We start from the raw sequence: 12,700 nt of genomic DNA on the forward strand, positions 1-12,700 counted from the left end.
CCGCAGAGATAATCACCGTCATGGCAAACAAACAGCGTGTGGTGGTGGGTTTAAGCGGCGGTGTGGACTCTGCGGTGAGCGCGTACCTGCTCAAACAGCAGGGCTTTGATGTCATCGGTATCTTCATGAAAAATTGGGAAGATGACGACAACAGCGAGTTTTGCTCGTCCAACATCGACTTCGTGGATGCGGCCAGCGTGGCCGACGTGCTGGGTATCGAGATTGAGCACGTCAACTTTGCCGCCGAATACAAAGACCGCGTGTTCGCCGAGTTTTTGCGCGAGTATTCGGCCGGGCGCACGCCCAACCCCGACATTTTGTGCAACGCTGAGATCAAGTTCAAAGCCTTCCTGGACCACGCCATGCGCCTGGGCGCCGAGAAAATTGCCACCGGCCACTACGCCCGGGTGCGCGAGCGCAACGGCGCGTTTGAGCTGCTCAAGGGCCTGGACCCCCTGAAAGACCAGAGCTACTTTTTGCACCGACTCAACCAGGCGCAGTTGAGCAAGACGCTGTTTCCGGTGGGCGAACTGCCCAAGACCGAGGTGCGCCGCATCGCCGCTGAAATCGGCCTGCCCAACGCCAAAAAGAAAGACAGCACCGGCATTTGCTTCATTGGCGAGCGGCCGTTCCGCGACTTCTTGAACCGCTACATCGCCAAGGAACCCGGCCCCATCAAAGACGTTAACGGTCGGGTGCTGGGCCAGCACGTGGGGCTGAGCTTCTACACCCTGGGCCAGCGCCAGGGTCTGGGCATTGGTGGCGTGAAAACCAAGGGCGCGCAAAAAGGGGGCAACGAGCACGCGCCCTGGTTTGTGGCGCGCAAAGACATGGAAAAAAATACCCTGTGGGTGGTGCAAGGCCACGACCACCCCTGGCTGCTCTCCCCCGCGCTGCGCGCGCAAGACGCGAGCTGGGTCGCCGGCCACGCGCCTGCGTCTGGCACCCTCGCCGCCAAGACGCGCTACCGCCAGGCCGACGCGCCATGCCAGTTTGAAGCCGAGAGCGAAACCGGTTTTGCGCTGCGCTTCACCGAACCGCAATGGGCCGTGACACCAGGACAAAGCGCCGTGGTGTACGACGGTGAGATTTGTCTGGGTGGCGGCGTGATCACCACCGACGCGGCCAGCGCCGCCTGAGCCGCTGCAGCCGGTGGTCTGCCGTTCAGCGGCTCAGTGCGGCGCGTGCAGCTTGGCGTGAATCTTCTTGGTGGTGCGCCACACACCCAGCAGCACCAGCGGAATCATGGCGCCCGCCAGCATTTCGGGATTGAGCGGCAAACCCGCCGCCTTGCCCGCCTTGCCCAGGTACAACACCAGACTCACCACGTAGTACGAGATGGCCGCGATCGACAGGCCTTCCACCGTGCTTTGCAAGCGCAGCTGCAACGCTTGGCCTTTGGTGAGCTTTTCCAGCAGCTGCTGGTTCTGGGCTTCGGTGACGATGTCCACCCGCGTGCGCAGCAAGGCGCTGGTGCGTGACACGCGCTCAGACAGCGAGGCCAGGCGCTGCCCTGTGGCGGCCACAGTCGCCATGGCGGGCGACAGCCGGCGCTGCATGAACTCACCCAGCGTCTGCGTGCCCGGAATCGGCTTTTCGCGCAGTTCGCTGATGCGCTGGCTGACCAGCGTGTCGTAGGCGCGCGTGGCCGAAAACCGGTAGTTGTTTTCGGCGGTGGCGCGCTCCACCTTGGCCGCCAACGACACCAGCTGGTCCAGCAGCGCCTGCTCGGAGGTGGACTTGTTTTCCAGCTGTGCGGTGATGGTGGCCAACTGGGCTTCGGCGTCGGCCAGCATGGGCGACAGCGCCTTGGCCACCGGCAGGCCCCGCAGGGCCATGAGTCGGTAGGTTTCCAGTTCCAGCAAGCGCTGAGAAATGCGCCCAGCGCGGGTTTCGGTGGTGCCTGGCGGCGCCAGCACCAGCATGCGCTCAAAGCCCGAAGGGCGCAGGGCAAAGTCGGTCAGCGCCCACGAATGCCCGCCTCCCAGCTGCGAGGCCACCACCGTGCGGTCGCCAAACCACTGCTGTGCTGGCACCATGAGCGCGGCCTGCGCTGCGGGCGTTTGCTCGGGCAGGTCGGCGTGCAGCATCACCAGCTTGATCGCCGCCACCGTGCGCCCAGGAATGTCGCGCAGCCAGCCAGGCGGCGTGACCAAGCCGTCCAGCAACGCCGGATCGGTGCTGCCCAGGCCGGCGCCCTCGGGCAGTTCCTGCACGATGGAATAGCGGGTGAATTCGGTGTGGCGCTCCCACTTGAGGGTGTGTTCTTCAAAGCGCAGCCGCAGAAAATTGCCTTGCAAACGCTCCTGCGGCAGCTGCGCCAGACCCGGCAGGCGGCGCAGGTGGTCGCCCTCTTGCTCGCGCGTCACGCCTTCGTTGAGCACGGCCACAAACACAATGAGGGCTGGCAGCCGGATGCGAGCTGACGGGCGCGCGTGCACTTCGTTGTGCAGCAGCTCGCGCTGGGGGTCGTTGTCGGGCAGCAGGCTGGTTTCAGAAGCAGGGTTCAGGTCCATGGGCAACATTGTGCCGGCAGATCGTTGGCGTCCACCCCCCCGACGCATTCAACAAATTTTTTCGGCCTGCCCGGGCGGTTGTTGACCAAGTCACGCTCATGGCCTACACAAAAGCGCACATGGTGTTTCCGAGCGTTGGTTTTTTGGGAGCAATGCCCGCCTAGACGTCAGAGCAGACGGGGCAACCGGATGCGGGTGGCGCGGATAAAAAACGGCTCGGTCATCGCCTGTGGACGACCCGGGCCGATGCGGCATGAGCGAAGGCCGCTCGGCCGCTCAGTGACTCAGTCGCCCTGCTCGGCCGCGTTGCGAATGGTGTCGCGACCATTGCGGTCCTTCACCCGGCCCAAATCGGTGTCCAGAGCGCGGGTGAGCTTGTCCACCGCGTCCATGAAAGCGACGGCCATCTTGTCACCGTCGGCCGTGACGCTGACCGGTTGGCGGTTGGCCACGCGGGCTTCCAGGCGGCAGCGCTTGTCCTTCACGCCCGATTTGCTGCCATCCAGATCGGTCAGGAACACCTCCAGGCGGGTGATCTGGTCGCGGAACCGGCTCAGGCGGCTGAGGGCCTCGTCGTTGACCCATTGGGCCAGGGACTCGCCACCGTGGATGTGATCGTCGGTATTGACTTGAACTTGCATGCTCTGCCTTTCTGGGGGTGTCCGGTGCCAGCGCCGGGGGAAAAGGGTGCGTCGATGAAACCACGCACCGCACACAGATGGACCAGCACCACCCATGAAGGTTCCGCACCTGGGCCGTTGGCGTGTCCGCACAACGCAAGCATGAAGCCGGCCGGGTTTTCAAACGCGTCTTCGCGGGGTTGAAAGCCTGGCCGAGGCGCCCTTCTTCCGATTCAGAACGGAATGTCGTCGTCCATGTCATCAAACCCGCTGGACTGGCGGGCCGGTGCCGGTGCCGGTGCCGGCGGACGGGGTGCTGGCGCGGCCTGGCGCGGCGCAGCAGCCGGGCGAGAATAACCGCCACCGCCCTCTTCAGCCCCACCTCGGACCTCACGCCCGCCCAGCAACTGCATTTCAGTGGCGACAATTTCCACCGAATTTTTTTCAACGCCCGTGGTTTTGTCCATGTAGGTGCTGTAGCGCAAACGACCCTCCACATAGATTGGACTGCCCTTCTTGACGTACTCGCCCACAATTTCGGCCAGGCGTTCAAAGAAGGTCACCCGATGCCATTGGGTGTCTTCAATCATTTCACCGCTGTTTTTGTCTTTGCGGCGGCTGGAGGTGGCCACCGTGACGTTCGCGACGGCACCGCCCGAGGGCAGGTAGCGGATTTCGGGATCGCGGCCGCAGTTGCCGACGAGAATGACTTTATTGACGGATGCCATGGTGTATTGCCCTGAAGAAAAATGCGGGCGGCCCGGGAAACCCGGACCGCCATTGGGTCAGACATTGTGCCGCAAGTACCGCGGGCGCCCAATACGCCACCGGCCGACTGTCGCCGCCCCGCCATGAGCGCCTACACTTCGCAGCCATGAAAGGCGAACCGGACTTCCTGCACAACCTGCGCACCGAAATGGGCGACGGGCGGCAGTGGCTGGACCGGGTCATCGTGATGGCCTACGCGGTGCTGGCGGGCCTCGCGGTGGTGGGTTTCACCCTGCTGGCAGACGCGGCGTTTGGCCTGTACCAAAGCCTGCGCAGCGCCGCTTGGTGGGCGCCACTGCTGTGGACGCCGCTGCTCACCGCAGCCGTGGTCTGGACCATTCGGCGCTGGGCGCCCGGCGCGGCCGGCTCGGGCGTGCCGCAACTGCTGACGGCGCTGGCGCCCGAAATGCCCTTGCAAGAGCGCTCACGCTTTATCTCCCTCAAATTGAGCATCGCCAAAATTTTGGCAGTGTCGGGCGGGCTGCTGGCCGGCTTGTCCATCGGGCGGCAGGGGCCTTCGGTGCAGGTGGCCGCCGGGGTGATGCTGCACGCCCGGCGCTGGCTGTCGCCGCGCTCGGACATCAGCGACCGCGAACTGATGGTAGCCGGCGGCGCAGCAGGCATTGCAGCAGCGTTCAACACGCCGCTGGGCGGCATTGTGTTTGCCATTGAAGAACTGTCGCGCCGGCTGCAAGAGCGCAGCAGCGGGCTCATGTTGGCGGCCATTGTGGTGGCCGGTCTGGTGGCCGTGTCGGCGTTTGGCAACCTGTCGTATTTCGGCCGGGTGCGAGCGGATTCGGTCTCGTGGTGGAACCTGCTGGCGCCCGGTGCGCTGGTGGCGGTGGGCTGCGGGCTGCTGGGTGGCTTGCTGTCGCGGCTGATGCTGGCCTCGTTCACCGGCCTGCCCGACCGGTTTTGTGCGTACCGGCGCAAGCGCCCAGTCACGTTTGCGGCCCTCTGCGGTTTCGCCGTGGCGGTGATCGCGGTGGTGAGCGACGGCACCGCCGTGGGCGTGGGACACCAGCACACGCACGCGCTGCTGGACCAAGCGGCTGCAGGCGCCGCCGCTCAGACCCACCAGCCGCTGCTGTTCACCGGCTTGAAGTTTGTGGCCTCATGGCTGTCCGCGTGGGCCGGTGTGCCTGGCGGTATTTTCGGCCCCAGTTTGTCCATTGGTGCGGGCCTGGGTGCCGACGTCGCCTGGCTGCTGAATTCGCCCCACGGCGCAGCCCTGATTGCGCTGGGCATGTGTGGCTTTCTGGCGGCGGTGACGCAAACGCCCATCACCGCCATGATCATCGTGATGGAAATGACCGACGGCCACAGCATGGTGCTGAGCCTGATGGCCTGCGCGCTGCTGGCCAGCCTGCTCTCACGCATGATCAGCCGACCGCTGTACAGCACCATGTCGTTGCTGATGATGCGCAGGCTGTAGGTAGACAGCCCCCCCCTGCGCTGCTGGGCAGCCTCTCCCCGCAGGGGGTCGGCCCGGCGAAGCCGGTTCCACGGGTGCTCAGGTTGTCGGCATGGCGCGCCGGTGGGCGCGATACGCTTGGGTGTGGTCCGAGTCAGTGTCGCGTTGGGCCGGCAGCGACGGGCACCCGCATGGGCCAAGCCAGCACCAGCCACACCAGCATGGCGGCACCGCACACGGCAAACAAACCGGTGGCGCCGTGCGCGCTGGCCAGCCAGCCACCCACCGCACCGCCCACGAAGAAACCGACCGACTGCAGCGTGTTGTAAACCCCCAGCGCGGCCCCGCGGGCGTGCACCGGTGCCAGGCGCGAGGCCAGGCTGGGCTGGCTGGCTTCCAGGGTGTTGAAGCCTATGAAGAACACAAACATCAGCAAACCCAGCGTCCACAGGCCGGGTGCGGCGCTGCTCACGCCACTGCGCGAGGCCACCCACCACAGACCCAGTTGCACCAGCGCAATCAAGCCGATGGCCGCCAGAAATACACCGCGCAATTTGCCACGCCGTTCCATGGGGAACAGCACGCCCCCCATGACCACCAGCGAAGCCACCACGGCGGGCAGGTAAACCTGCCAGTGGTCTGCCTTGGACAGCCCGGCCTGCACCAGCAGCGCGGGCACCGCCATCCACATGGCCAGTTGCACGGCATGCAGCACAAACACGCCCAGGTTCAGCCGCAGCAAACCGGCATGGCGCAGCGCCTCGCCCAGCCCGCTGCGCACCTGGCGCATGTCGGACGGCTTGTGCACCAGCGGCTCGGGCGGCGCCACCCAGATCACCACCGCCATGCCGGCCAGCGCCAGCGCAGCTGTGAGCGCAAAAATGCCGGCCAGGCCAATGGCCGCCGCCAGCAGCGGCGCCAACACCAGCGACAGTGCAAACATGAGCGCAATGCTGGCGCCCACCATGGCCATGGCCTTGGTGCGCACGCCGTCGCGTGTCACGTCGGCCAGGAACGCGGTGACGGCCGCTGAAATGGCGCCGGCGCCTTGAACAGCACGTCCAATGGTCAGCCAGGTGAGGTCGGGCGCCCAGGCCGCGATGCCGCTGCCCAGGGCAAACAGCAACAGGCCGGCCACGATGGTGGGCTTGCGCCCGAAACGGTCAGACGCCAAACCAAACGGGATCTGCAAAAACGCTTGCGTGAGGCCGTACATGCCCATCGCCAGGCCCACGCGGGCGGCGTCGTCACCACCGGGCAGGCGCGCGGCTTCCAGCGCAAACACCGGCAACACCAGAAACAGCCCCAACATACGCAGCGCAAAAATGGCCGCCAACGAAGCGCTGGCCCGCCGCTCGGCCCCCGTCATGCGGGTGGCTGCGTCATCGGCCGGGGCAGGGGATGCGGGTGAGGAGGCGGCAGGCGAGAGCGACACGGTGTGGAGGCCGGCGGTGCACAGGCCATGCCTGCGCCATACCGGGGGGTGTTTGGCAAAACCAATATTGTGCGCCAAGGCGGCACGGCCCCAGCGGGGTGCTGCGCACCAACCCCATGGCCGGCCCCTGAAATGCGGGACCTCCGCCAGGCAGCTACCCGGCGCAAACCCGCATGGCGCCTTATCATGTCGGGTTGCCTTTTTGACGCCAGAACCCGCCCTGGTGCCCTGCCTTGAACCCCACCTTGCTCCCTTCGCTCTCAGACCCGCTGCCACCACCCACGCCAGCCCAGGCGGCGGCCCTGCGCACGGCGGCGCTGTTGTCGGTGCGCGGTGCGCGCACGCACAACCTGAAAAACATCGACCTCGACATCCCCAAGCACGCGCTGGTGGTGATCACGGGCTTGTCGGGCTCGGGCAAGTCCAGCCTGGCGTTTGACACGCTGTACGCCGAAGGCCAGCGCCGCTATGTGGAAAGCCTGAGCGCCTACGCGCGGCAGTTTTTGCAGCTCATGGACAAGCCCGATGTGGACCTGATCGAAGGCCTGTCGCCCGCCATTGCCATTGAGCAAAAGGCCACCAGCCACAACCCGCGCTCCACCGTGGGCACGGTGACCGAAATCCACGACTACCTGCGCCTCTTGTATGCCCGCGCCGGCACGCCGCACTGCCCCGAACACGAGCTGCCGCTGGCGGCGCAAAGTGTGGCGCAGATGGTGGACACGGTGCTGGCCCTGCCCGAAGGCACGCGGCTGATGATTCTGGCGCCGGTGGCGCGCGAGAAGAAGGGCGAGTTCGTTGAGCTGTTCGCCGACATGCAGGCGCAGGGCTATGTGCGCTTTCGGCTCAACGGGGCGGTGGTGGAAGCTGAAGCCCTGCCCGCGCTGAAGAAGACCGAAAAGCACAACATCGACGTGGTGATCGACCGCATCAAGGTGCGTTCATTGGAAGAAGAGGGCGCCAATCCACAGAGGCAAAGGCTGGCCGAGAGTTTTGAAGCGGCACTGCGCCTGGCCGACGGCAAGGCCATTGCGCTGGAAATGGACGGCGGCGCTGAGCACGGCTTCTCGGCCAAGTTCGCCTGCCCGGTGTGCAGCTACACCGTGGGCGAGCTGGAGCCGCGCCTGTTTTCCTTCAACTCGCCCATGGGCGCCTGCCCCACCTGCGACGGCCTGGGCCACACCGAGGTGTTTGACCCGACCCGCGTGGTGGCCTTCCCCACGCTGAGCCTGGCCAGTGGCGCCATCAAGGGCTGGGACCGGCGCAACGGCTACTACTTCGCCATGATCGAGAGCCTGGCTGCGCACTACGGCTTTGATGCCGAGGCGGCCTGGGAGAGCCTGCCAGAAGCGGTACAGCAGGTGCTGCTGTACGGCTCGGGTGAGGAAGAAATCAAGTTCAGCTACGCGCTGGAATCGGGCGAACGCGCAGGCAAAAAGATCAGCAAAAAACACCCGTTCGAAGGCATCATCCGCAACTTTGAGCGGCGCTACCGCGAAACCGACAGCCCCGCCGTGCGCGAAGAACTGGCGCGCTACCGCGCCACCCAGCCCTGCCCCGACTGCAGCGGCTCACGCTTGCGCAAGGAAGCGCGCCACGTGTTTGTGGGCGAGGGCGAGCTCAAGCAACCCATCTACAAAATCAGCCACATCACGCTGGGTGAATCGCTGGCGTATTTTCAAAAGCTGCACTTGCCCGGCGCCAAGGGCGACATTGCAGCGCGCGTGATCAATGAGATTCGGCAGCGGCTGAAATTTTTGAACGACGTGGGCCTGAACTACCTGAGCCTGGACCGCAGCGCCGACACGCTCAGCGGCGGCGAGGCCCAGCGCATCCGCCTGGCGAGCCAGATTGGCAGCGGCCTGACGGGTGTGATGTACGTGCTGGACGAGCCCAGCATTGGCCTGCACCAGCGCGACAACGACCGCCTGATTGCCACCCTGCAGCACCTGCGCGACCTGGGCAATACCGTGCTGGTGGTGGAACACGACGAAGACATGATGCACGCCGCCGACCATGTGATCGACATGGGCCCAGGCGCCGGCGTGCACGGCGGGCGTGTGATGGCCCAGGGCACCTGCGCCGAGGTGATGGCCACGCCCGGCTCGCTCACCGGCCAGTACCTCAGCGGAGCGCGCGCCATTGCGGTGCCGCACCAGCGCACCGCCTGGCTGCCAGTGGTCAAAAGCAAGGCGGCGGCGGCACCCGTCAAATCGCGCTTCCCCATGAGCCCAGCGGCCGAGCGCCGCAGCGCGCGCGAGGCCGCACACATCGCCTCGCTGGGCGAGCTGCAAGAAATTCGCGTGATCAACGCCACCGGGCACAACCTCAAAGGGGTGAGCGTGGCCTTTCCGGTGGGCCTGCTCACCTGCGTCACCGGCGTGTCGGGCTCGGGCAAGTCCACGCTGGTGAACGACACGCTCTTTGCGGCCGTCTCGCGCACGCTGTACCGCTCGCACGAAGAACCCGCTGCGCACGAAGCCATTGAAGGCATTGAGCATTTCGACAAGGTCATCAACGTCGACCAAAGCCCGATCGGCCGCACGCCGCGCAGCAACCCGGCCACCTACACGGGGCTGTTCACCGGCATCCGCGAGCTGATGGCCGAGGTGCCCACCGCCCGCGAACGTGGCTACGGGCCGGGCCGCTTCAGTTTCAACGTGGCTGGTGGCCGCTGCGAAGCCTGCCAGGGCGACGGTGTGGTCAAAGTGGAAATGCACTTTTTGCCCGACGTGTACGTGCCCTGCGAGGTCTGCCACGGCAAGCGGTACAACCGCGAAACGCTGGACGTGCAGTACAAGGGCAAAAACATCGCCCAGATTCTGGACATGACGGTGGAGCAAGCCCACGCCTTCTTTGGCGCCGTGCCCACGCTGCACCGCAAGCTGCAAACCCTGATGGACGTGGGCCTGACCTACATCCAGCTGGGCCAGAGCGCCACCACACTCAGCGGCGGCGAGGCGCAGCGCGTGAAGCTGGCGCTGGAGCTGAGCAAACGCGACACCGGCCGCACGCTCTACATATTGGACGAGCCCACCACCGGCCTGCACTTTGCCGACATCGAATTGCTGCTGAAGGTGCTGCACCAGCTGCGCGATGCGGGCAACACCATCGTGGTGATCGAGCACAACCTGGACGTGATCAAGACCGCCGACTGGCTGATCGACATGGGCCCCGAGGGCGGCAGTGGCGGCGGCACGGTGCTGGCACAAGGCACGCCGGAAGACATTGCATCGCACGAGGGCAGCTACACCGGGCGGTATTTGGCGCGCTTGCTCACATAGAGCAGGCGCCAGGTCCGGCTTGCAGCCAGGTGCTGTTTCAGTTGTTGCGGTAAGCCAGGCCCACGGTGGCGCCGTACACGGCTTTGCGGCCCACCAGCGGGCTGAGCGCAGCGGCGCCTTGCAGCTGCGACAGGCTCAGGCCGCCAAACGCGACCCAGCGCCGGTTCAGGGCGGTGGTCATGCTCCAGCCGAGCGAAACGCGTTCCCAACCGGCGCCCAAGGTGTACGGTGCGCGGCCGGTGGCCAGCGCCGCTTCGGGCGCTATGCCGTAGTGGGTTTGGCGGTACAGGTCGGTGCCCCACACGGCGCCCAGGCCTAGGTCCCAGTAGGTTTGGTCGGACACGGGGTAGCGGTAGTTCAGCCCGGTGTTGATGTAGAAGCCGCCGTCGCGGCCCAGCAGGTCTTGCGAGCCGCTGACGGACCAACTCCAGCGCTGCCCCAGGGCCAAGCTGGCGGAGGCCCGCCCGCGCAGGGTGTCGCGCACATCGGGCAGACCCGCCAGCAGCGGGTCGGTGCCGGACTTTCGGCCTTCGTCAAACCTCAACGAGGTGCTGAGGCGCCAGCCGTTGGTCGTCGTCAGCACGGTGCTGAGGCCGGGGTCCACCGTTTCGCGGCCCACGCTGAGCAGGCTGCTGGCGCGCCCCGAGGCAAAGCGGAAGCGCCCGAGCTGAAACGCCCACAAGGGCCGCAGGCTCAGGCGCTGGTCGGTCTCGCCGATGTGGTCAGCCGATGACGCCAGGGAAGCGCCAACCAAGTAGTCGCGGCTGGCTTCCAGCGTCACGGGCTCAGCGGCCTGCGCCGAGGCGCCGGCCCACAGGGCCACCAGCAAGCAAGGGGTGAAGCGGGTGTGGGGCATGGCCACATGATACGGGCCGGGCACCCCGGAAGGTACCCAGCGCCCGCCGCTGCTTTAGAGACCGTTCAGGTCTTCAATGGCGTCGATCACCATGCCGGTGCCAATGGCGATGAGCAGGATATCGGCCGCCACGCGCACGTATTTGTGGCCTGCGGGGGGCAAACCGATCTGCACCGAAATGCCGCTGGGCAGGGAGTGGTACACCACGTCGGACGGCAGTGGCCGGCCCACGCGCCACTTCTTGGCCTGCCCGGGCGGCTGACAACCGTTGCCTTTTTTGGCCAGCCCGGGTGGGCACTTGCCGGCCTTGAAACGCGGCTGGTAGTAGTCGCGCACCGCCTGGCGCTGGGGCTCGCCAAAGTAGTCCCCGATCTGGACCTGGACGGCAATGCCCGACGACGAGGCGGCCAGGCGCGGTGCGTCGCTCACCTGGCGCTGGGTGTCTGGCTTGCCGGCCTTGCCCGGCTTGCCAGCCCATTCCGGCTTTTCAGCGGCGACAGAAAAAGCCAGCGAGGCGAGCAAAACACCCAGGCCCAGGGCACGGCGTGCAGCACGCGAGGAACAGTCAACAGAGGTCACGCTGCGGGTTTTTTCAAGGGAAAACAAAGTTGGTGGTCACGGTCGCATCATTGCCCAGAACCACCGCTTCTGCGGCTTGGGTCTGGCCAGCGGCGGTGGCTTCCAGCGTGAAGGGGCCGGCCGCCGCACCGACCGGGGCAAACGCCAGCGCCGCGCCACCCGCGTGCACCGCCAGCTCTGGCGCAGCAGTGGACAGGCGGTAGCGGTACTGGCCGGTGTCGCCGTCGACCGGGTGTTTGATCAGCTCGACCACCGCCGAAGGCAAGGGCTGCAGCACGCGTACCGAAGCGTCTACCGGCGACAGCGCCGTGGTCACGGTGCCGGTGAGCGTACCGCTTCCGGTTGAGGGGGTGGGGTCCAGCGGGCTGGCTGCGGGCTGGATACGCACGATATTGCCCTCAGCCACCGCCACGTCGCTCACCACCGCGACAGCACGCCCGGGCGCGGTCAGCACCAGGGTATAGGTCCCCGGCAGCACCGGCTGCAGCAGGAAATAGCCCGAGGGCGAAGGGGTGGTGGAACGCAGGGTGACGCCGCCTTGCTGCAGCGCCACCGTGGTGCTGCCGTTGGCCAGCGAAGCTGCCACTTCCCCGGTGACAGCGGTGGTGGTGCGCGGGAAAGCGGTGATGACCGGCTTGAGCAGGAACTGGCCCGAGCCCCCGGCTTTCACCACCGATTGGCAGGCATCGAAGTCGAGCACCACGTCGGCCAGTTGGTCGGTGGCCACGTCGATATTGACGCGAATCTTCAAGCCGGACTGCTGCGCACTGGGTGTTGTCAGCGCCATCTCCGTGCCGCCCGTGGGCACCACCGAATTGGCCATCGGGTTGACCACCGTGTTGTCGGCCAGCACCAGGCTCAACTGGCGGTAGGTGCCGGCGGTCAGGCGCGTCTGCCCCAGCTCCATCAACAAACCGTTGGTGAGGGTGAGCAGGTCCACCCGTTGGGGTGGGTTTTGCACCAGGTCGACCCAACCGCCGTCGCGCTCGGCGGCGGTCGAGCTCTGGTGCACCCGCACACGCTCAACCGTCACGTTGACTTCGTCGTAGCCGCAAGACGGTGCGTCGGTCAGGGCCAGGCGCAGCGTACCGCTGCCAGAAGCCTCCCCCCCGCCGCCGCCGCAGGCGGCCAACACGCCGAGCAGCAGCATGGCAAACAACAGGCGAAACCGGGTCAAAATGTTCATGGAAATGTCTCCTGAAAGCCAAGCAAGCCGCCATTCTTAAGA

10 protein-coding genes are annotated in these 12,700 nt (G+C 66.2%); 3 read left to right on the forward strand and 7 right to left on the reverse strand.

Features of this window, described 5'->3' with window-relative positions; translation table 11 throughout:
- Window positions 1-20 precede the first annotated feature (20 nt).
- Window positions 21-1,139, forward strand: a complete 1,119-nt coding sequence (mnmA, locus tag ACTG4K_RS14160) for a tRNA 2-thiouridine(34) synthase MnmA (protein ID WP_439114853.1) — start codon at window positions 21-23, stop codon at window positions 1,137-1,139.
- A 33-nt stretch (window positions 1,140-1,172) separates the two neighbouring features.
- Here the strand turns inward: mnmA and ACTG4K_RS14165 are convergent, their stop codons facing one another.
- From ACTG4K_RS14165 to ssb, 3 genes are all read right to left on the reverse strand, one after another.
- Window positions 1,173-2,516: a DUF3422 family protein gene (locus ACTG4K_RS14165; protein WP_439114854.1), complete on the reverse strand. Its 1,344-nt coding sequence runs from the start codon at window positions 2,514-2,516 to the stop codon at window positions 1,173-1,175.
- Between the two features lie 284 nt (window positions 2,517-2,800).
- Entirely contained in the window at window positions 2,801-3,157 is a 357-nt protein-coding gene (locus ACTG4K_RS14170; protein ID WP_439114855.1) for an HPF/RaiA family ribosome-associated protein, read from the reverse strand.
- Between the two features lie 212 nt (window positions 3,158-3,369).
- Complete coding sequence (ssb, locus tag ACTG4K_RS14175; protein WP_439114856.1) at window positions 3,370-3,864, reverse strand: single-stranded DNA-binding protein; 495 nt, start codon at window positions 3,862-3,864, stop codon at window positions 3,370-3,372.
- A gap of 146 nt (window positions 3,865-4,010) precedes the next feature.
- On the opposite strand from ssb, the gene ACTG4K_RS14180 reads away from it, so the two are divergent.
- Entirely contained in the window at window positions 4,011-5,339 is a 1,329-nt protein-coding gene (locus ACTG4K_RS14180) for a chloride channel protein (RefSeq protein WP_439114857.1), read from the forward strand.
- Between the two features lie 133 nt (window positions 5,340-5,472).
- On the opposite strand, the gene ACTG4K_RS14185 is transcribed toward ACTG4K_RS14180, so the two are convergent.
- Window positions 5,473-6,687: an MFS transporter gene (locus ACTG4K_RS14185; protein WP_439114882.1), complete on the reverse strand. Its 1,215-nt coding sequence runs from the start codon at window positions 6,685-6,687 to the stop codon at window positions 5,473-5,475.
- A 335-nt stretch (window positions 6,688-7,022) separates the two neighbouring features.
- Between ACTG4K_RS14185 and uvrA the strand changes: the two genes are divergently transcribed.
- A complete protein-coding gene (gene uvrA / locus ACTG4K_RS14190; RefSeq protein WP_439114883.1) occupies window positions 7,023-10,037 on the forward strand; it encodes an excinuclease ABC subunit UvrA in 3,015 nt (1,004 codons plus the stop codon).
- A gap of 37 nt (window positions 10,038-10,074) precedes the next feature.
- Here uvrA and ACTG4K_RS14195 read toward each other — a convergent pair whose 3' ends face one another.
- From ACTG4K_RS14195 to ACTG4K_RS14205, 3 genes are read right to left on the reverse strand one after another with little or no spacing between them, the layout of a single operon-like run.
- The gene (locus tag ACTG4K_RS14195) at window positions 10,075-10,893 is read right to left on the reverse strand and encodes a MipA/OmpV family protein (protein WP_439114858.1); all 819 of its coding nucleotides are present in this window, start codon (window positions 10,891-10,893) and stop codon (window positions 10,075-10,077) included.
- 54 nt (window positions 10,894-10,947) lie between these two features.
- A complete protein-coding gene (locus tag ACTG4K_RS14200) occupies window positions 10,948-11,472 on the reverse strand; it encodes a hypothetical protein (protein ID WP_439114859.1) in 525 nt (174 codons plus the stop codon).
- A 13-nt stretch (window positions 11,473-11,485) separates the two neighbouring features.
- The gene (locus tag ACTG4K_RS14205; RefSeq protein WP_439114860.1) at window positions 11,486-12,658 is read right to left on the reverse strand and encodes a DUF4382 domain-containing protein; all 1,173 of its coding nucleotides are present in this window, start codon (window positions 12,656-12,658) and stop codon (window positions 11,486-11,488) included.
- Window positions 12,659-12,700: the final 42 nt, after the last annotated feature.

Source organism: Hydrogenophaga sp. (assembly GCF_965657535.1).
Taxonomy (GTDB): Bacteria; Pseudomonadota; Gammaproteobacteria; order Burkholderiales; family Burkholderiaceae_C; genus Hydrogenophaga.